Raw genomic sequence first — 20148 nt, forward strand, 5'->3', positions numbered from 1 at the left:
TTGTCACTCCGGCACAAGCCTGTCCAGTACGCGGTTGACCGCCAGTTCGCCCAGCATGATCACCTGTTGTATCCCCAACAGGGAGCTGCGTTGCGGTCCATCGATAAATCCGGCGAGGTCGCTGGCCATGATGCTCGCCGAGGCCAGTGATTCGCAGGCATGCACCAGCAGGGTTTCGTTGTCCGCGGCCGGGTCGACGATGAACAGGGTGCTGGGTTTGCGCGGTGCGGCGGGGTCTTTGATGAGGCGGGGGTTGAGGTAGTAATCGATGGCGCGGTCGGCGGCTTCCTTGAGCTTTTGCGCTTCGACGAGCGGGTCGGCGAAGGTTGGATCGGCAAGGGGGGGATCGGGCGTTATCTTTTTCACGGGCTCAGTCTCCTTGTGGAGTAGGGCCGCAACCGGTTCGCGACTAAACGAAAGGGAGGCAGCTGCACGCAGGTTAGTCGACCGATGAGCCACGAAATCGGCGCGCCCGAAGGCGCCCTGCGCACAGCCACCATCAAGTGCAGGTATGCAATACCTGGCTGACAGGAACCTGTGCGTCGTGGACAAGCGGGCGACTAAACCCGACCACTGATGAGCAGTGGCAGGCAAACGATAGAACCCGCGCCCCAGGCGCACAAGCCGGCGGATTCTGGCGTAGCCGTAGGCAATGGCGCAAGGATTTGTGGGCTGTTGCGAGGTAACGGGGCGTGTGTTTAAACGGCTGGTTTAAGCGCTGCGATAAATCGGTTGAATAGCCGAACGCTTTCGCGAGCAGGCTCGTTCACACAGGGACGGCGGTTGTACTCAGCAACCATGAACACCGCCAAATCTGTGGGAGCGAGCCTGCTCGCGAAGGCGTGCGTCAGTCAAAAAAATCCTGACTGACACATCGCTCGGCCATCACAACTGATAACTGAAACTGATGCTGTAACGCGGCTTGCGATTCAACGTGTCCAGCGCTTCATCGGACATGGCCTTCGCCACTTCCAGGGCGACGTTGTAGTACTTGGCATCGCCGAACCTCAGCCCGACGGCGGTCGATGACAGGTTGTTGGCCTGCACCGGCAGTTGGTTGAACCAGCTGCGCGAGCGGTCGACAACGACGTAGGGTTGCAGGATGCGCACCCAGTTGCCGTCGCGGTTGAAGCTGTAGTTGACCTCGTAGGCCACGCCCCAACCCTTGTCGCCCGAGGCCTGGTCGTCGGGGTAGCCACGGCCGAAGTTCTGTCCGCCGAATACGGCGCGTTCGCTGTCGGGCAAGGTGTCGTCGCTCCAGTACAGCGCCGCCGAGAGCACGCCTTGCCAGTTGTCGAGAAACTTGTCGCTCTGTACGCCGGACAAGCGCACGCGGAAAAAATCCAGGTCGATGTCGTCGTAGTTGGTGTGTGCGCCGAGGCTGTCGAAGCCCTGGTAGACGCCGGCACTGAGGATGCGCAGTTGGCGGGCGTCGGCCTTGCGCCAGTCGCCTTCGAAAGCCAGGGCGCGGACGTCGGTGCGCAGTTCGGTGCTGAAGGGAAAGTTGATGCCGTCGTAGCGCGTCTTGTCGTCGACCGCATACAGGCGTGAGCCGGCGGTCAGCAGTTCGTTGGCGGAGGCGATCAAGGGCGTGCTGAAGCCGATCGAGTAGCGATCGTTCTCGCGGTGGGTACTCAGGCGTCCGCCACCGCCGACCAGCACTTCGGTGTCCGGGTCGGCGCGGTAACGCGAGGCCGAGACGTTGAGTTGCGTGCCTTCGGTATCGAGGAACTGGCTGTAGTCGAGACGGTAGTAATGCTCTTTGTCGTCACCCGGTGGGAACAGGCCGCTGAGGCTCAACTGTTCGCCCATCGAAGTCTGCGAATTGCTGCTGACACCGAGCAACGCCTGCGGGCCGTTGCGGTTGTCTTCGGTGGTGCTCAGGGTGCTGGTGAACGGTTTGCGACTGGCCTGGGCAACCAGGGTGGTCGCGCCATCGGTGGTGCCCGGTGGCGGCACTTGCGCTTGAATCGTCACGCCGGGAATGCGGCTCATCAGCGTGGTGTAGCGCTCGAAGGTCTTGCGCGTCAGCGGGCGTTCGGCCTGGATTTTCGCGGCGAGTTTATCGAGCAGGCCTTTGACCCGACCGATGTCGCCCTGCATCTGGATATCGCGCACATAGCCCTCGACCAGCACCACGCGGGCCACGCCGTCATCGAAGTTCTGTTGCGGCAGGAACGCGTAGGACAACAGATAGCCGTCCTGCTCATAGCGACGGGTGATGTTGCGCGTGGCTTCGATCAGTTCGGCAAGGCTGGCCTGACGGCCGATCAGGGGCTTGTAGATTTCCGCGAGTTCGTTGAGCGGGTAGATCGTGCCGCCTTCGATCTGCACGGTCTTCAGGTTGACCTTGGTTTCCATCAGCAGTGGCTGCGCGGCGGTCGCACCCGGGTCCGGCACTTGCAGCGGCGCCGCGCTCGGGCGATAGGCGTCGGCGGGCAGGTTGGGAACGGGCAGGTTGCGGATGGTTTCGTTGCTGTTGAGAAAGCTGGGCAAGGTGTCGGCGAGGGCAGCGGAACTGAGGCTCAGGCACAGCAGGGATGCCAGTACGCGCATAGGACACTCCATGGTCAGAACACAGCACAGGGCAGATTTTTCCTTAGAAAAAAGGCGGAAGACTCGTGGGAATCTTCCGCCCTCAACCAAGCGTAGGCGCTGTAGGTAAGGCCGTCGAATCGGCCAGGTGCAATTCAGCGTTGAGTGCCGCTCAACGCGCCGGTCAGGCCACCGAGTACCCCGCCCAGACCACCGGTTGCCGTGCCGCCGCCAGTGGCAGTGCCGCTGTTGACCAGACCACCGACCGCTGCCACGGTGCCGCCGACGTTGGTAACCAGACCGCCGACCGCTGTGGTGACCGGGTTGTTGGTTGCGGCGATCGCCCCGCCGAGATTGCCCACCGCAGCGCCGACCTGACTTGTGATACCCGCCACCGGAGTGCCGAGACCGGTAGCGGCGCCGACCTGTTGAGTGACAGTGGTCACCGCGCTGGTGACCGGATTGAGGCCGGCTCCGACTGCGGCGCCGACGCTGGCCAGCGGCGAGGTGGATGCAGTAATCGGTGTGCCCGAACCACCGAGTACGGTGTTGATCGAAGCAATCGTGTTGCCCAGCCCGCCGGCGGTGACGCCGCCGGCACTGACCACGCCGCTGGTGCTGCCGGCATTCAGACCGCTGCCGACGTTGACCACCGCACCACCGACAGTTTGCAGCAGACCGGTGCCGCCCAGCCCGCCACCGATGCCGCCACTGCCCGAGCCAGTGCCATTGGACACCAGACCACCCGCTTTGCCGACCGCCGTGCCGGTGTTGCTCAGGGCGCCGCCGAGGGTGTTGGTCAGGGCATTGCCGCTGCCTGCGTCGGTGACTTTGCCGCCAAGGCTGTTCACCGTGCCGCCCACCTTGGAGATCACCCCTTTGAGCGGATCACCCAGACCGGTGGCATCGCCGAGTTTGTCGGTGGTGCTTTCGACCATGGCGATCACCGGTACCAGGCCGCTGCCGACCTTGTCGGTCAACTGGCTGGTCGGGCCGCTGGTCATTGAGGTGTTGAGGGTGTCGCCAAGCATGGTGACTTTTTCGCCGATGCCATCGACCAGCGGCGCCACGCGGGTGACTACACCGCCAACGACAGGAACGCTGCGGGTCGCTGTGTTGAGTTTGACGCTGAGGTCCGACACGCCGTCGCCAACATCGGAAACCACGCCGCCAACCGAGGCGACGGTGGTGGTCAGGCCATTGGGGTCAGTGGCCAGTTTGCCGATGCCATCAGTGACGCCATCGCCCAAGGTGCTGACCACGTTGCCGGTGGTGTTGGCCAGGCTTTGCACGATGCCGCCAGCGACCGGAACAGTGCTCAGCGAATCGCCGATCTGGCCGACGCCATCGCCGACACCGCTGACGGTTTTGCCGACATCCTGAACAAGTGTTGTGGTCACCAGCGAAGGTGCAGCGGGATTGGTCGGGTTGGTGGGATCGGTCGGGTCTGTCGGATTGGTTGGATTGGTCGGATCGGTGCCGCCGCCGGTTCCGCCAGTACCACCGGTTCCGCCGCCAGTGCCGCCAGTGCCGGCAGTATCGCCGCCGGTCCCGCCGCCCGCGCCACCGCTGCCATCGGTGCCCGCCGTGCCGTCCGCCGTCGAGCTGCCCGAACTGCTGCGATGACCGCCACCGCCGCTGCTGCAGCCGACGAGGCCGACCGAAAGAATCAGTGCCAGCGCGATTGCCGATTTGGACCACATCACTTGAGTTTTCATGATTGAGATTCCTGCACCTGTCACAACGTTACGTTGCCTTCGATGGCTCGCCGATCTGTCGTCGGCGATGCCTCGTCCGTGGCTGTAATCTCAGTCGAGGGCAGGTTTTTCACCATTCTCAAGTTGGTATTAACCCCTTTATATAGAGGGCTCGGCGCTATGCCGAAGGACTAATACCCCGGTAATAAACGGGCAAAAAAAAGCCTTGAAATTCAAGGCTCGGTTTTTTGCAAAGCAGCGGGCAGGGCGCGGAAAAACTTAAGTGATATATACACAATTAACGGGTTTTTCCGCCCCGCCAGATCAGGCGATCGGTTGCCACTGACCGACCATATGTTCCAGGTCGCCGGCACCGATCAGACGCAACTCACCGCTGGAGCCCGCGGCACTGGCCAGCAATATCACTTCACTGGGCAGGCGCACCGGTTTGCGAAAGTGCACGGCGATTTCCAGGTTGGCTTTGGGCAGGTGATCGGAGAGTGCCGCCAGTGTCCGTGCCTTGTTCCACAGTCCATGGGCGATCGCGGTGGGAAACCCGAACAGTTTGGCGCTCGCCGCACTGAGGTGAATCGGGTTGTAGTCGCCGGAGACTTTCGCATACTGGCGACCGATATCAGCAGGTGCAGTCCAGCGCGTCACCTCAAGCAAATCCTGCGACGGCTGCCAGTCGTGAGCCAGCGCCTCGCCCTCGAGCTTTACCCCGCGACAGAGCATGCGGCTCTCGGCTTCCCACAGCGGCCCGAGCTGATCGTCGAGGGTGGTCAACAGATCGAACGTCGCGCCCTTGGCATGTGGTTGCAGGTTGTGCACACGCACGCTGACTTGCCCGCGACTGATCGCGCCCATCGGCCGCAGCACGCGGATGCGGTTGCTCAGGTGAATCAGCCCCAGCAGCGGGAACGGAAAATCCTTGGCCGTGAGCAATTGCATCTGCAAGGCAAAGGCGAGGATGTGTGGATAGGTCGGCGGCAGCAGGCCGTCATCGACGAAACCGCAGACCTTGCGATAAGCCGCCAGCCGCTTGCCGTCGATATCAACCCAGCAGCGCAGGCCGCTGTCGGGCAGTTGCGTACCGGTGATTTTGCGTCGCGTCGCTGCGCGCGAATAAAGCCCCGGCAGACTCGGTTCGCGATCCAGCGTGTGCCATTCGATGCTCATCTTTATGCCCCCAGAACACTTTGCCCACAAACCCGCAGCGCTTGGCCGGTGAACGCGCCCGTGCCCGGTTGCGCCAGCCACGCCACGGCTTCGGCGACGTCCTGCGGCAAGCCACCCTGGCCCAGCGAACTCATGCGCCGCCCGGCCTCGCGCAGGCCGAACGGAATGTGCGCGGTCATCTGGGTTTCGATAAAACCGGGGGCCACGGCGTTGATGCTGATGCCGCGTTCCAGCAGCGTTGGCGCCCATGCCTGGGCCAGACCGATCAGGCCAGCCTTGCTCGCTGCGTAGTTGGTCTGCCCGCGATTGCCGGCGATGCCGCTGATCGAGGCGAGCAGGACCACCCGTGCGTTGTCGCGCAGGGTGCCGCTGTCGAGCAGCGCCTTGGTCAGCACTTGCGGCGCGTTGAGATTGACGGCCAGCACCGCGTCCCAGAATTCCGGGGTCATGTTGGCCAGGGTTTTGTCGCGGGTGATGCCGGCGTTGTGCACGAGGATGTCGAGGCCGTCGGGCAGCTGTTCGATCAATTGCGCGGCGGCGTCATCGGCGCAGATATCGAGGGTGATCGCCCGGCCGCCGAGGCGCGCGGCAAGGGCCTCGAGGTCGGTCTTGGCCGGCGGCACATCGAGGAGGATAACCTCGGCGCCATCGCGGGCGAGGGTTTCGGCAATCGACGCGCCGATGCCGCGCGCAGCACCGGTGACCAGCGCCTTGCGCCCGGCCAGCGGTCGGGTCCAGTCGGTCACTGGCGTGGCGCACGCGGTCAGGCGAATAACCTGGCCGGAAACGAATGCACTTTTCGGCGAGAGGAAAAATCGCAGCGGGCCTTCCAATTGATCCTCGGCACCTTCGCCGACGTAGATCAACTGCAAGGTGCCACCGCCGCGCAGCTCTTTGGCCAGCGAGCGCGAGAAGCCTTCAAGTGCTCGCTGCGCACTGGAGGCGAACGGATCACCCAAGGTTTCCGGCGCGCGGCCGAGAATCACCAGGTGCGCGCTATGGTCGAGGTTCTTCATCAATGGCTGAAAGAACTCGCGCAACTGCTTGAGCTGGTCGGTGTGTTGCAGAGCGCTGGCGTCGAACACCACCGCTTTGAGTTTCGGCCCGTGGCCGGGGATCCATGCAGTGGCCAGCGAGGGCTCGGTGCCGTAGCTGTAGATCGCGTCGGTCAAGCGATTGGCAAACACGCTGATCCGTTCGGCCAGCGGCCCGCCACCGATCAACAGGGCGCCCTCTATCGGCCGCAGACGCCCCGCCTGCCAGCGTTCCAGCCGCACCGGCGACGGCAGGCCCAAGGCCCCGACCAGACGATGGCCGAAGGATGAGTTGGCGAAGTCGATATAGCGGTCAGACATGGAACGCTCTCCAGAAGTTGGGGTTCAAAGTGTGGACTGTCTACGGCAATCAATCGTTCGATCGGCGCAATAAGGCCTACGCTGGTTTAGCAGAGTAGACCACTGACCCTGTGGGAGCGGGCTTGCCCGCGATGGCGGAGTGTCAGCCGCTGAAGGGTTGGGAGTGCCGCCCCCATCGCTGGCAAGCCAGCTCCCACAGGTTTCCATGTGAATCCGCAAATTCCACAGGAGTTATCCATGACCCAGCTGCGCCGCGTCGCGATCATCGGCGGTAACCGCATCCCTTTCGCCCGCTCCAACGGGCCGTACGCCACGGCCAGCAATCAGGCGATGCTCACCGCCGCGCTGGAAGGCCTGATCGAGCGCTACAACCTGCACGGCCAGCGCATCGGCGAGGTGGTGGCAGGCGCGGTGCTTAAATTGTCACGGGATATGAACCTGACCCGCGAATGCGTGCTCGGCTCGCGCTTGTCTCCGACGACACCGGCCTATGACATCCAGCAAGCTTGCGGCACCGGTCTGGAGGCGGCGTTGCTGGTGGCGAACAAGATCGCCCTCGGCCAGATCGACTGCGGCATTGCCGGCGGCGTCGACACCACCTCCGACGCGCCGATCAGCGTCAGCGAAGGCCTGCGCAGGATTCTTCTGCAGGCCAACCGCGCCAAGAGTACCGGCGACAAACTGAAAACCCTTTTGCAGTTGCGCCCCCAGCACCTGATCCCCGAATTCCCGCGCAACGGCGAGCCACGCACTGGCCTGTCGATGGGCGAGCACTGCGAACTGATGGCGCAGACCTGGAATATCCCCCGCGAAGAACAAGATCAACTGGCCCTCGAAAGCCACCACAAACTCGCCGCTTCCTACAGCGAAGGCTGGCACAACGATCTGATGACGCCATTCCTCGGCCTGACCCGCGACAACAATCTGCGCCCGGACCTGACCCTGGAAAAACTCGCCGCGCTGAAACCGGCCTTCGAGAAAAGCGCCAAGGGCACGCTGACGGCGGGCAATTCCACGCCGCTCACCGATGGCGCTTCGGTGGTGTTGCTCGGCAGTGAAGAATGGGCCAAAGAGCGCGGTCTGCCGATTCTTGCCTACTTGCGCGACGGTGAAGCGGCGGCGGTGGATTTCGTCAACGGTGCCGAGGGCCTGCTGATGGCGCCGGTGTACGCCGTGCCACGCTTGCTGGCGCGCAATGGGCTGACGTTGCAGGATTTTGATTACTACGAAATTCACGAAGCCTTCGCCGCGCAAGTGTTGTGCACGCTCAAGGCCTGGGAGGATCCCGAATATTGCCAAACCCGCCTGGGACTCGACGCACCGCTGGGTTCGATTGATCGCAGTCGGCTTAATGTGAAAGGCAGTTCGCTGGCGGCGGGGCATCCGTTCGCCGCAACGGGCGGGCGCATTGTCGCGAATTTGGCCAAGCTGCTGGATGCGGCGGGCAAGGGGCGAGGGTTGATTTCGATCTGTGCGGCGGGCGGGCAGGGTGTCACCGCGATCATTGAACGCTGAAAAAGCCCCTCACCCTAACCCTCTCCCACAGGGAGAGGGGACTGATCGGGGGATGCTTGAAATCGACGCCGACCTGAGCGCCCTTCACCGAATCCAGAGATGCGATTCAAACCATAAGCGCTGCGGTCTGTCAGGTCGATGTATTACGGGAGACACCTCGGTCGGCCCCCTCTCCCTCTGGGAAAGGGCTGGGGTGAGGGCAACTGAAGTTCACCGACCATGTCAGATTCTGTCGCAAATGCCCTTGCCGACCGATACCAATCAATGCCACGGTCTCGGCTATGATTCGCCCGGGTCGCTGCGATTGATCCGGCACAGTGTGTGCATCCTCAAGGTTCACAGGTCGGCAACCCCTCCCCGTCGGGCGAGGATTGCCGTATAACGAGTGACATTCGCGTGTTTGGTAATAAAGGACCCACAATAAAAGCTGATGAAGACTCCAAAACGCATTGAACCCCTGATCGAGGACGGTCTGGTCGACGAAGTGCTGCGTCCACTGATGAGTGGCAAAGAGGCAGCTGTTTATGTAGTGCGCTGCGGCAATCAGTTACGTTGCGCCAAGGTCTACAAGGAGGCGAATAAACGCAGTTTCCGCCAGGCGGCCGAGTATCAGGAAGGCCGCAAGGTTCGTAACAGTCGTCAGGCGCGGGCCATGGCGAAGGGGTCCAAGTTCGGTCGCAAAGAGACCGAAGACGCCTGGCAGAACGCCGAAGTGGCGGCGCTGTTCCGTCTGGCCGGCGCCGGCGTGCGAGTGCCCAAACCCTATGACTTCCTCGACGGCGTGCTGTTGATGGAACTGGTGGCTGACGAATTCGGCGACGCTGCGCCGCGTCTGAACGATGTGGTGCTGGAGCCTGATCAGGCGCGCGAGTATCACGCGTTCCTGATTTCGCAGATCGTGCTGATGTTGTGTACCGGTCTGGTGCACGGTGACCTCTCCGAGTTCAACGTGCTGCTGACCCCGACCGGTCCGGTGATTATTGACCTGCCCCAGGCAGTCGACGCTGCGGGCAACAACCACGCGTTCAGCATGCTCGAGCGTGACGTTGGCAACATGGCTTCGTACTTCGGTCGCTTCGCGCCGGAATTGAAGAAGACCAAATATGCCAAGGAAATGTGGGCGTTGTACGAAGCCGGCACCTTGCACCCGAACAGTGTGCTGACCGGCGAGTTCGACGATCCGGAGGACCTGGCGGATGTCGGCGGGGTGCTGCGCGAAATCGAAGCGGCGCGCCTCGACGAGGAACGCAAGCAGGCCATTCGCGCGGCGGACGACGCGCCGAAAGGCAAACCCGAAGAACCGCCTCCACCGCCGTGGATGCAGTGATCGCGTGATGAAAAACCCGGCTTCGGCCGGGTTTTTTGTTTGAGTCAAAAAGCACCCTCACCCCAGCCCTCTCCCGGAGGGAGAGGGGGCCGACCGAGGTGTCTTTAGCCATACATCGACCTGAAAAAACCGAGTCGATTATGGATTCAAAGAAAAACGTTCAGGTCGGTGTATCTCCCAAATATCCCCCAATCGGTCCCCTCTCCCGGAGGGAGAGGGGGCCGACCGAGGTGTCTTTAGCCATACATCGACCTGAAAAAACCGAGTCGATTATGGATTCAAAGAAAAACGTTCAGGTCGGTGTATTTCCCAAATATCCCCCAATCGGTCCCTCTCCCGGAGGGAGAGGGGGCCGACCGAGGTGTCTTTAGCCATACATCGACCTGAAAAAACCGAGTCGATTATGGATTCAACGGAAAACGTTCAGGTCGGTGTATTTCCCAAATATCCCCCAATCGGTCCCCTCTCCCTTTGGGAGAGGGCTAGGGTGAGGGGGCTTTCGGATCCTGGCTTATTCGCGTCTACTGTCCAGCGCTCCAACCACACTCAAGGACTGAATGTGACCACCCCACGCAACACCCACCTGATCGTAACCGCCCGGCTGATCTCCGATTTCGGCGCCTTCCTCAACATGGTCGCGCTGTCCACCTACGTTTACCTGTTAAGCAACAGCGCCATGAGCGTCGGGATTTTCCTTGTCAGCCGCGTCGGTGGCGGAATTTTTGCCAGCCTGATCGGCACACGCTTCTACCGGTGCTGGCACGGCCGCGCGCCGCTGATTGCGTTCGATCTGTTGCGTGCGGCACTGCTGGGACTGCTGTTGATCACACCGGCGAGTCAGCAGGCATGGCTGTTGCCGTTCATTGCCTTCGGCCTCGGCTTGGGCAATTCGATGTTCGCCATCGGCCTCAACAGCCAGTTGCCGCGTTTGATCGCACCGGCGCAGTTGCTCAAGGCCAACGCCTGGATCACTTCAGCCTCTTCAGCCGCCATGGTCGGCGGCAGTCTGGTGTCGGGGTTGCTGGTGGCTGCTTTCGGTTTTGAAACGGTCTTCGCCCTCAACGCGCTGACCTATTTGCTTGCGGCGCTGCTGATCGTGCCGCTGCGTTTCGAAAAAAACGATGTCAGCGAACAGCCGGAGCGCGGTGAATGGTTTGCGCTACGGCAGGGCCTGCGTTCGGCGCCAGTGGTCGCGGCCATGCTCGCGGTGACCATGGCCGACACCTTGGGCAGCGCCGCGCATAACGTCGGCTTCCCGATCATTTCGAAACTGCTCACGCCGGAGGCGGCGAGTACGACCTTGGGCCTGGCGCTTGCGGTATGGGCCAGCGGCAAACTGCTCGGCGCACGCATCGCCAGTCACCTCAAGGGCTCGGAGAACAGCCACCTCGAAAGAAGATTTTTCTGTGGCGTGGCGCTGATGTCCTGCGGTTTCATTCTGATGTTCCAGCAGCACGGCCTCTACGGTCTGCTGCTGTTCGCCTTGCCGGCCGGGCTTGGCGACGGGGTTTCCGAAGTCAGCCTGATGTCACGTTTGCAACGGGAACCTGCGGCGTTGCGCCTGCCGATTTTCAGCGTGCTGACCTTGCTGCAGATGACCGGTTTCGGTATCGGCATGCTGGTCGCTGCGCCGTTCTATGCGTGGTGGACGCCGGGGGCCGTGGTCATGCTGTTCCACGGCATTCCCCTGGGTACGTTGTGCGTGGTGACGCTGTTGCGGATCAGGCGCGGGCGGGTTGCGCGCAGCAGCCCGACGCCAGTTCCTTGAGGATCGGGCAGTCCGGGCGATGGTCGCCGCTGCAATGCTCGACCAGATCCTGCAGGGTGTCACGCAACTCGCCGAGCTCGCGGATCTTCTGATTCAGCTCGTCGATGTGCTGGCGCGCCAGGGCCTTCACGTCGGCGCTGGCGCGCTGGCGATCCTGCCAGAGGGTCAGCAGCTTGCCGACCTCTTCCAGGGAAAAGCCCAGATCCCGCGAGCGCTTGATGAACGCCAGCGTGTGCAGGTCATCGCTGCCGTATACGCGGTAGCCGCTGTCGGTGCGATTGGCCGCTTTGAGCAGGCCGATCGACTCGTAATAACGAATCATTTTTGCGCTCAGGCCACTCTGCCGGGCTGCTTGGCCGATGTTCATCGGTGTTCCTCCAGGTCCTTGGGCTTCCAGGTTTTCAACAGTAGCGCATTGCTCACCACGCTGACGCTCGACAGCGCCATCGCCGCGCCGGCCAGCACCGGATTGAGGAAACCGAATACCGCCAGCGGAATGCCGATCAGGTTGTAGACAAAGGCCCAGAACAGGTTCTGGCGAATCTTTGCGTAGGTCTTGCGGCTGATCTCCAGCGCCGCCGGCACCAGTCGCGGATCGCCGCGCATCAAGGTGATGCCGGCCGCGTGCATGGCGACGTCGGTGCCGCCGCCCATGGCGATGCCGATGTCGGCAGCGGCGAGGGCCGGGGCGTCGTTGATGCCATCGCCGACCATGGCGACTACGCTGGTTTTCTTCAGCTCGGCGACGGTCGCGGCCTTGTCGGCCGGCAGCACTTCGGCGTGGACATTTTGGATGCCCAGAGCCTCGGCCACCACCCGTGCGCTGCCGCGATTGTCGCCGGTCAGCAGGTGGCTCTGGATATCCCGCGCGGCGAGTTGTTGCACCGCTTGCAGTGCGCCGGGTTTCAGCGTGTCACCGAAGGCGAACAGACCCAGCACCTTCGGCTCAGGACTTTGTTCGATCAGCCACGACAGTGTCCGACCTTCGCGTTCCCACGCTTCGGCGGATGTGCTCAATTCACCGGCATTCAAGGCGCTTTCGTCGAGCATCCGCCGGTTGCCCAGCGCCAGGCGCCGGCCATCCAGCGTGCCGGCAATGCCGCGCCCGGTCAGCGCCTGGCTGTTGCTGACATCGGGCACGTTCAAGCCGCGTTCGGCGGCGGCATCCAGCACGGCTTTGGCCAACGGATGCTCGCTGCCGCGCTGCAAGGCACCGGCCAGTGTCAGCAGATTGTTTTCGTCACCATCGACCGCGCTGAAGTGCGCGATACGCGGCGTACCCGAGGTCAGCGTGCCGGTCTTGTCGAACACCACACTGCTGACTTCATGGGCGCGCTCCAGTGCTTCGGCGTCCTTGATCAGAATGCCGTGGCGTGCGGCGACGCCGGTGCCGGCCATGATCGCCGTCGGGGTGGCGAGGCCGAGGGCGCACGGGCAGGCAATCACCAGCACGGCGACGGCATTGATCACCGCGGTTTCCAGCGGTGCGCCGTACAGCCACCAGCCGATCAGCGTGGCCAGGGCGATCAGCAACACGGTCGGCACGAAAATCTGGCTGACCTTGTCCACCAATTTCTGGATCGGCGCTTTCGCCGCTTGCGCGTCTTCGACCAGACGAATGATCCGCGCCAGCACGGTTTCCGCGCCGAGCGCCTGGGTGCGCACCAGCAAACGACCCTCGCCGTTGATCGCGCCGCCGGTGACCTTGTCGCCCGGTTGTTTTGGCACTGGCAGGCTTTCGCCACTGATCAGCGCTTCGTCGGCGTGGCTCTGGCCTTCAACGACTTCGCCATCCACCGGGAAGCGTTCGCCGGGTTTGACCAGCACCAGATCGTCGAGGCGCAGGGCGCTGATCGCGACGTCTTGCTCACGCCCGTCGATGACTTGAATCGCCCGCTCCGGCCGCAACGCTTCGAGGGCGCGGATGGCGCTGGCGGTCTGGCGTTTGGCGCGGCTTTCGAGATATTTGCCGAGCAACACCAAAGCGATGACCACCGCCGAGGCCTCGAAATACAGATGCGGCATGCGTCCGGCGGCGCTGGCCCATTCATAGACACTCAGGCCATAACCGGCGCTGGTGCCGAGGGCGACGAGCAGGTCCATGTTGCCGGCACCGGCGCGCACGGCTTTCCACGCCGCCACATAAAAGCGTGCGCCGAAGATGAATTGCACCGGTGTGGCGAGGGCGAATTGCGCCCAGGCCGGGAGCATCCAATGAATGCCGAACGGCTGCAGCAACATCGGCAACACCAGCGGCAGAGCGAGGGCGATCGCGCAGATCAATGCCCAGCGCTCGCGATGCAGGCGTTTTTGCTGGTCATCGGACTGTGGCCGTTCAGCTTGCCAGACGCTGGCCGAGTAACCGGCCTTGCTCACCGCGTCGAGCAGGGTTTGCGTATCGACCTGGCCGAGCAATTCGATGTGCGCACGTTCGTTGGCCAGATTGACGCTGACGCTGCTCACGCTTGGGACTTTGCTCAGGGCGCGTTCGACGCGACCGACGCAGGACGCGCAGGTCATGCCGTCGATGCTCAATTCGACGGTTTGCCGGGGCACGCTGTAACCGGCGCGCTCCACGGCTTGCATCAGCGCCGGCAGGCTGTCGCCGGGCGCCTGCACCCGGGCCTGTTCGGTGGCGAGGTTGACACTGACGGCACTGGCGCCGCTGACCTTGCGCAGCGCCCGCTCGACACGCCCGGCGCAACTGGCACAGGTCATGCCGGCAATCGGCAGATCGAAAGTGGTGGATTCGGACATCGGTCGCGCTCCCTGTAGTGGACGTCTACAGGATCAACCTTGCCATGCGGGCAAGGTCAAGCACCATTCTTGTGGGAGCGAGCCTGCTCGCGAATGCGGTGCATCATTCAGCAATCATGTTGGCTGACCCGGCGCTTTCGCGAGCAGGCTCGCTCCCACAGGTCGAGGCGGTTGCTCAGTAACCGAGGCCGGCCGGCTTCAGGTACACGCCTTCGGCATTCATTGCCAAGCGGAACTTCAGCACATCCCCGGCGTGCAGCACGACTTCCTGCGAACCCGGTGCGAGCATGCCGGGATTGCAACCCGGTGCCTGGCCCGGCAGCAGTTTCAAGCGCAGCGAAACCTTGCCCGGCGGCAAGTTGAACGACGTGCTCTGCTCCTGGAACAGGCGCGCCGAGAGCTGGTCCTGGATGTACACGCCGATTTCGCACGAGGTCGCCACTTCGAGGCGCTCGCGGGAAATGATCAGTACCGCGTAATCCTCGCCGGCGGCTTGCACCTGCGGGACGGCGGCGAAAAGGCTGAGCAAGCCAAACAGGCCCAAAGCTGACCAGCGCATGGCTGAATCTCCTGAATTTCAGTCATTGATACACGCAGCTTGGCCGAGCGCGGCGCCGATTGCCAGCCCGGCAGTTTTTCGCAGAACTTGACCTTGCCATCGTGGCAAGCTCGAGACTGCCGGCAACCTCACTCAAAGGAGTCTTCCCATGCAAGTGTTCAACGTTCAAGGCATGTCCTGCGGTCATTGCGTCAAAGCCATTACCACTGCGGTGCAGGCGCTGGATCCGGCAGCCAGCGTGCGGGTCGATCTGGCGGCCAAGGAAGTCGGCGTCGAAAGTGCGCTGAGTGCCGATCAGGTCATCGAAGCGATCCGCGAAGAGGGTTATGAGGTGAAGCTCGTCTGAAATTGATCGTTAGCGAGCTATCGGAATGTTCAAGGCGTCCGGGCGCGGCTAGACTGTCGGGCTGCGACTTGCCCACCTGGATGCCTGATGAATTTCCGCACGATTTTGATACTCGGCGCCTTGAGCGCCTTCGGTCCTTTGGCGATCGACTTCTATTTGCCTGCCTTCCCGGCCATGGCGCTGGCGTTCGGCACCGATGAGCAGCATGTCCAGCTGACGCTGGCGGCGTACTTCCTCGGTCTGTCGCTGGGCCAACTGGCTTACGGGCCGATTTCCGATCGTTTCGGCCGGCGACTTCCGCTGCTCAGCGGCGTTGCTCTGTTCACCCTGGCGTCATTGGCCTGCGCCTACGCGCCGAGCCTGGAATGGCTGATCGGCGCGCGTTTCGTCCAGGCACTCGGTGGCTGTGCGGGGATGGTGATTTCCCGCGCGGTGGTTGCCGACAAGTGCGACGCGGTGGGCTCGGCGAAGGTGTTTTCCCAATTGATGCTGGTGATGGGCCTGGCGCCGATTCTGGCGCCGATGCTCGGTGGGCTGCTGGTCAATACCACGGGTTGGCAGTCGATCTTTCTGGTGCTCACCGGGTTCAGTGCGGCGGCGGGTCTGGCGGTGGCGTTGGGGCTGCCGGAAAGCATGCCGGCCCATGTGCCGCGCCAGCCGTTGTCCGGTGCGTTGCGCCAGTACGCGCGACTGGTCAAGGATTCGGTCTACCTCGGCCACGCCCTGACCGGCGGCATCGCGATCGCCGGCATGTTCGCCTACATCGCTGGCTCACCGTTTGTGTTCATCAAGCTCTACGGTGTACCCGCCGAGCATTTTGGCTGGCTGTTCGGCACCAACGCGGCGGGGTTCATTCTGGTGGCGCAGGTCAATGCGCGTCTGCTGGCCAAGCGTGGCCCGGCGTTCTTGCTGGTGCGCGCGGTGTGGGTGTATTTCCTCGCCGGGCTGACGCTGTTGGCGGTCAGCGCGATGCGTCCAGAGGCGTTGTGGCCGTTGCTGATTCCGCTGTTCATCTGCATTGCCAGCCTCGGCTGCATCATTCCCAACGCCTCAGCTTGCGCAATGAACGGTCAGGGCGCCCGTGCCGGCAGTGCATCGGCAATGCTCGGTTGCCTGCAATTCAGCATCGCCGCCGGTGCCGCCGCGTTGGTGGGGGTGTTGCACGATGGCAGCGCCGTGCCGATGGCGATGGTCATCAGCCTGTGCGGTTTGCTGGTGGTGAGCGTCGCGCTGCTCACCCGGCGTTTGCAGAATGCCCGGGCGTTGGCGCAAGCCCAGGTCTGAACGCTCGACTTTGGAGCTCAGCCGGCGGCGCGCTGCTGGCTGGGTTCGGGGATTCGGTGGGGCGCGCAGAGTCGCGCTTCGAGGGTGCGAGTGAAGGCCAGAGCCTCGGCTTCACTGCGAAAGGTTACGACGTGCTGGTCCAGGCGCACCTGCCATTGAGACTTTGCCACTTCTTTTATCAGGATCTTCATTGCTGACCTCCCTTGCGTAAAAGATGTATCGCAGAGGCTTCGATTGTAGACCTCGATACCCGCGTAATTGTGACAAGGGTCAAGCAACCGACTGACGGCAAAAAGCCCCGCAACCGCTCTGGCATCACGAGCGGTTGCGGGGCTTTATTTTTTTAGAAACCTTCTAAAACAATTTTCCCCTTGGCCTTGCCGCTTTCCAGCAGCTCATGGGCACGTCGCAGGTTGGCTGCGTTGATCACACCGAAGTGCTCGCCCAAAGTCGTCTTCAAAGTGCCGGCGTCGATCAGTTCGGCGACGCGGTTGAGCAGCTTGTGCTGTTCGATCATGTCCGGCGTTTCGAACAGCGAGCGGGTGTACATGAACTCCCAGTGCAGCGACAGGCTCTTGCGCTTGAGCAGGCTGATGTCGAGGGACTTCGGATCGTCGATCAGCGCCAGCTTGCCTTGCGGCGCGAGGGCTTCGACCAGTTGCGCCAGATGCTGATCGGTCTGGGTCAGGCTGGCGACGTGGGTCACGCTGTCGATGCCGGCGCGCTTCAATTCTTCGCTCAGTGGCTGGCTGTGATCGATGACCAGATCGGCACCGAGTTCGCTGACCCAGTCACGGGTCTGTGGGCGGGAAGCGGTGCCGATCACCTTCAGGCCGGTCAACTGCTTGGCCAATTGGGTAAGGATCGAGCCCACTCCGCCCGCCGCGCCAACGATCAGCAGGCTCTGACCCTCATCATTGCTGCCTTCGCTGATTTGCAGGCGCTCGAAGAGCAATTCCCACGCAGTGATGGCGGTCAGCGGTAGCGCGGCGGCTTCGGCAAAACCGAGGGACTTGGGCATGTGACCGACGATGCGCTCATCGACCACGTGCAACTCGCTGTTGCCACCGGCCCGGGCAATCGAACCGGCGTAAAACACCTTGTCGCCCGCCTTGAACAGGGTGACTTCGCTGCCGACAGCCTTGACCACACCGGCAACGTCCCAGCCCAGCACTTTCGCCGCGCCGTTTTCCGGCGCCATGTTCTGCCGCACTTTGGTGTCGACCGGGTTGACCGAGATGGCTTTGACTTCCACCAAGAGGTCGCGCGGGCCGGCGACCGGTTCTGGCAGTTCAATGTCTTGCAGGGACTTGGCGTCGCTGATCGGCAGGGAAGCGTAATAGGCAATGGCTTTCATAAATGGCTCCGTACAGTTGATAGAAGAAGGATTCAGGCAATCTTGCCGAGGCGTTTGAGCTGGAAGTGTTCGATGGTGTGGCCGGCGCTGGCCTGAAACTTCTGAAAATGCGCGCTGGCGTTGTGCGCCTCAAGAATCTCGTCACTGGCCCACTGTTCGATGACATAAAAAACCTGCGGATCGGCAAGGTCGCGGTGCAGGTCGTACTGGCCACAACCGGGCTCGGCGCGGCTCGGTTCGACGAGGGCGCGCAGCGCCTGTTCGAGAACGTCCTGCTGACCGGGTTTGGCGGTCAGGGTGGCGATAGCGGTAAAGGGCTGGGACATGCGCGGACTCCAGAATCGGGATGAATTCGATGGAGGCCATCATTGGCTATTTCTCTGCGCGATAAAACCGGCTAAAAGAGCAGTCTCTTTCAATATTTTTTTGATAATCGAGGCTGCGCATGCTGCGTTTTGATGACCTGCAGTTGTTTGTCCGCGCGGCGGATCTGGGCAGCCTGTCGGCGGCGGCACGGGTGATGGACATGTCTGCGGCGGTGGCCAGCGCAGCGTTGAAGCGCATAGAGCAGCAACTCGGTGCGCGGCTGCTGGCGCGTTCGACCCGCAGCCTGCGCCTGACCGCCGAGGGCGAAGGCTTCCTTGAGTATGCCCGCGCCGCCCTGAGCAATCTCGACGAAGGGCGTCGCCTGCTCGCCAGCGGTCAGGACCAGGTCAGCGGAATTCTGCAGTTGTCGGCGCCCTCGGACTTCGGTCGCAATCTGCTGCTGCCGTGGCTCGACGCGTTCCAGCGTGAACACCCGAAATTGACGGTGCGCCTGCTGCTTGGCGACCGCATCGCCGACCTGTTCCGGCAACCGGTGGACATCGCCCTGCGCTACGGCGAGCCGGAGGATTCCAGCCTGATCGCCTTGCCCATCGCCCCACACAATCGCCGGGTGTTGTGCGCATCCCCCGATTACCTGGCCCGGCAGGGCGAGCCGCGCCATCTCGAGCAATTGGCCCAGCACAATTGCCTTTTGTACATGCTCGGCAGCCGCGTCCACGACCACTGGAGTTTTCACGATGGCAAGCGCGAAGTCGGCCTGACCGTCAGCGGCGACCGCTTCAGCGATGACGCCGACGTCGTGCGGCTATGGGCGTTGGCCGGTGCCGGTATTGCCTACAAATCCTGGCTCGACGTCGGCGCCGATGTGCTCGCCGGACGCCTCAAAGTGCTGATGCCGGAACTGCTCTGTGAGCGCGCACCGCTGAATCTGTTGTGCGCCCATCGCGCACAGTTGAGTAAGCCGGTGAACCTTCTGAGAGAGATGCTCGCCAGCCGATGCGCCGAATTGAGTAGCCAATTTCCCGGTTTCCTCAAAGTTGATCATTAGTCGCAGGCAATTAGAGAAATTTCTGTCAGGAACAATCGCCACCTGCCCAGGCCCAGGCGCAGGACGTCTGGCTTAACCCGCTTATACTAGCGCCCGCCTCATGCCTGCACTGACACCCGGCGCGCAGACCCCGTAACGCGTTGCCGGCTTTTGGTGACGGTTGCTACTTCTGCTGCCAGGTTGTGTGCCGGAGCAGCTGGTGTCGGTGGCATCCCTTGCCACCGATCCCGGGCGATTTTCGCGTGTTGGCCGATGCCCCATAACCGGCCAGGATGTCTCCGAGCGGTAGACGATACGATTCAACAGGGAGTGAACATATGGAACATGCACCGTGCATCAGCCAGATCGCGACATTGCTGGCCGACCCCAAGCGCAGCGCGATGATGTGGGCGTTGATGGATGGCTCGGCCCGGCAAGCCGAAGAGCTGGCGCTGCTGGCCGGGCTCTCGCCGTCGTCGGCCAGTGCGCATCTGGGACGCCTGTCCGCAGGGGGGCTGTTGAACATCGAAATGCGTGGGCGCAAACGCTTCTTTCGCCTGGCGGCGCCGGAAATCGGCGCGGCAATCGAAGCACTGGCCAGCGCCACCATTGCCAGCGCGCCACGGCAAATCCCTGATGCGCTGAAACGCACGACTCCCATGGTCAGGCCGCAGGCGGCGCCGTCTTCGCTGTTGCGCGCGCGGTTCTGCGACGATCATCTGGGCGGCACCCTGGCGGCCGACCTGTATCAGCGCCTGCTCGACGCCGGCTGGATCGAACAGCTTGAGCAGCGGGTGGTGGTGACGCACAAGGGCTCCACCCGACTGGCGCAGCGCGGCGTGTTCATCCAGGCCCTGGCCCACCGCAACGTGCAGGTCGCCTGCGCCTGCCCGGACTGGAGCGAGCGCCGTCCGCACATGGGCGGCTCACTGGGCGCGGCGCTGTTGCAGTTATTCATGCAGTCCGGCTGGCTGACCTTGCCCAACGATTCCCGCGCCTTGCAGTTGACCGCGACGGGCCAGCGCGAAATCCATCGCTTTGCCAAGGAAACCGAGCTGGAAACAGCGTTCTAGAGCGTTGCTCGGCGATGAGCTGAAGGCTGACGTCGTCCACGG

The 20148-nt window shown here is 62.8% G+C and carries 18 protein-coding genes; 7 read left to right on the forward strand and 11 right to left on the reverse strand.

The genetic code is table 11. The features are described from left to right. Positions 1-3: 3 nt before the first annotated feature. From AB9L16_RS02940 to AB9L16_RS02960, 5 genes are all read right to left on the reverse strand, one after another. The gene (locus AB9L16_RS02940; protein WP_041479635.1) at positions 4-366 is read right to left on the reverse strand and encodes a DUF6124 family protein; all 363 of its coding nucleotides are present in this window, start codon (positions 364-366) and stop codon (positions 4-6) included. Between the two features lie 519 nt (positions 367-885). Further along, positions 886-2556 carry a ShlB/FhaC/HecB family hemolysin secretion/activation protein gene (locus AB9L16_RS02945; RefSeq protein WP_375123086.1) on the reverse strand — a complete coding sequence of 557 codons (1671 nt, stop codon included), beginning with the start codon at positions 2554-2556 and terminating at the stop codon, positions 886-888. 134 nt (positions 2557-2690) lie between these two features. Continuing rightward, the gene (locus AB9L16_RS02950; protein ID WP_375123087.1) at positions 2691-4253 is read right to left on the reverse strand and encodes a collagen-like triple helix repeat-containing protein; all 1563 of its coding nucleotides are present in this window, start codon (positions 4251-4253) and stop codon (positions 2691-2693) included. Between the two features lie 303 nt (positions 4254-4556). Next, entirely contained in the window at positions 4557-5411 is an 855-nt protein-coding gene (locus tag AB9L16_RS02955; protein WP_150638144.1) for a MaoC/PaaZ C-terminal domain-containing protein, read from the reverse strand. 2 nt (positions 5412-5413) lie between these two features. Beyond that, complete coding sequence (locus AB9L16_RS02960) at positions 5414-6766, reverse strand: 3-oxoacyl-ACP reductase (protein ID WP_375123088.1); 1353 nt, start codon at positions 6764-6766, stop codon at positions 5414-5416. A 237-nt stretch (positions 6767-7003) separates the two neighbouring features. Between AB9L16_RS02960 and AB9L16_RS02965 the strand changes: the two genes are divergently transcribed. The 3 genes from AB9L16_RS02965 to AB9L16_RS02975 all read left to right on the forward strand — a co-directional run bounded on the left by AB9L16_RS02965 (position 7004) and on the right by AB9L16_RS02975 (position 11376). Next, positions 7004-8281 carry an acetyl-CoA C-acetyltransferase gene (locus AB9L16_RS02965; protein WP_236169692.1) on the forward strand — a complete coding sequence of 426 codons (1278 nt, stop codon included), beginning with the start codon at positions 7004-7006 and terminating at the stop codon, positions 8279-8281. A gap of 430 nt (positions 8282-8711) precedes the next feature. After that, positions 8712-9608 (forward strand): PA4780 family RIO1-like protein kinase, encoded by an 897-nt coding sequence (locus tag AB9L16_RS02970; RefSeq protein WP_016771829.1) that lies wholly within the window; start codon positions 8712-8714, stop codon positions 9606-9608. 559 nt (positions 9609-10167) lie between these two features. Beyond that, complete coding sequence (locus AB9L16_RS02975; RefSeq protein ID WP_375123089.1) at positions 10168-11376, forward strand: MFS transporter; 1209 nt, start codon at positions 10168-10170, stop codon at positions 11374-11376. Here the strand turns inward: AB9L16_RS02975 and cueR are convergent. The 3 genes from cueR to AB9L16_RS02990 all read right to left on the reverse strand — a co-directional run bounded on the left by cueR (position 11330) and on the right by AB9L16_RS02990 (position 14692). Next, positions 11330-11743: a Cu(I)-responsive transcriptional regulator gene (cueR, locus tag AB9L16_RS02980; protein ID WP_016771827.1), complete on the reverse strand. Its 414-nt coding sequence runs from the start codon at positions 11741-11743 to the stop codon at positions 11330-11332. The two genes, AB9L16_RS02975 and cueR, sit on opposite strands and share 47 nt — an antisense overlap. Then, positions 11740-14133 carry a copper resistance metal-translocating P1-type ATPase CueA gene (gene cueA, locus AB9L16_RS02985; RefSeq protein ID WP_375123090.1) on the reverse strand — a complete coding sequence of 798 codons (2394 nt, stop codon included), beginning with the start codon at positions 14131-14133 and terminating at the stop codon, positions 11740-11742. The genes cueR and cueA overlap by 4 nt, the downstream gene beginning before the upstream one ends. A gap of 175 nt (positions 14134-14308) precedes the next feature. Then, the gene (locus tag AB9L16_RS02990) at positions 14309-14692 is read right to left on the reverse strand and encodes a hypothetical protein (protein WP_024011458.1); all 384 of its coding nucleotides are present in this window, start codon (positions 14690-14692) and stop codon (positions 14309-14311) included. 148 nt (positions 14693-14840) lie between these two features. Here AB9L16_RS02990 and AB9L16_RS02995 point away from each other — a divergent pair, with 148 nt between their 5' ends. Further along, positions 14841-15038, forward strand: coding sequence for a cation transporter (locus tag AB9L16_RS02995; RefSeq protein WP_056787762.1), 198 nt, complete (start codon positions 14841-14843; stop codon positions 15036-15038). Between the two features lie 87 nt (positions 15039-15125). Beyond that, positions 15126-16322 (forward strand): multidrug effflux MFS transporter, encoded by a 1197-nt coding sequence (locus AB9L16_RS03000; RefSeq protein ID WP_024011460.1) that lies wholly within the window; start codon positions 15126-15128, stop codon positions 16320-16322. A 17-nt stretch (positions 16323-16339) separates the two neighbouring features. Here the strand turns inward: AB9L16_RS03000 and AB9L16_RS03005 are convergent, their stop codons facing one another. From AB9L16_RS03005 to AB9L16_RS03015, 3 genes are all read right to left on the reverse strand, one after another. Next, complete coding sequence (locus AB9L16_RS03005; RefSeq protein WP_016771823.1) at positions 16340-16513, reverse strand: hypothetical protein; 174 nt, start codon at positions 16511-16513, stop codon at positions 16340-16342. Between the two features lie 152 nt (positions 16514-16665). Then, positions 16666-17679 carry a zinc-binding alcohol dehydrogenase family protein gene (locus AB9L16_RS03010; RefSeq protein WP_252887275.1) on the reverse strand — a complete coding sequence of 338 codons (1014 nt, stop codon included), beginning with the start codon at positions 17677-17679 and terminating at the stop codon, positions 16666-16668. A 32-nt stretch (positions 17680-17711) separates the two neighbouring features. Next, positions 17712-18005, reverse strand: a complete 294-nt coding sequence (locus AB9L16_RS03015; RefSeq protein ID WP_125917567.1) for a putative quinol monooxygenase — start codon at positions 18003-18005, stop codon at positions 17712-17714. Positions 18006-18124: 119 nt separating this feature from the next. Here AB9L16_RS03015 and AB9L16_RS03020 point away from each other — a divergent pair, with 119 nt between their 5' ends. Continuing rightward, complete coding sequence (locus AB9L16_RS03020) at positions 18125-19054, forward strand: LysR family transcriptional regulator (protein WP_056787769.1); 930 nt, start codon at positions 18125-18127, stop codon at positions 19052-19054. Positions 19055-19371: 317 nt separating this feature from the next. After that, positions 19372-20106 (forward strand): helix-turn-helix transcriptional regulator, encoded by a 735-nt coding sequence (locus tag AB9L16_RS03025; RefSeq protein WP_041479646.1) that lies wholly within the window; start codon positions 19372-19374, stop codon positions 20104-20106. Positions 20107-20148 lie beyond the last annotated feature (42 nt).

The sequence above is a fragment of the Pseudomonas sp. LW8 genome (assembly GCF_041956865.1).
Taxonomy (GTDB): domain Bacteria; phylum Pseudomonadota; class Gammaproteobacteria; order Pseudomonadales; family Pseudomonadaceae; genus Aquipseudomonas; species Aquipseudomonas siliginis.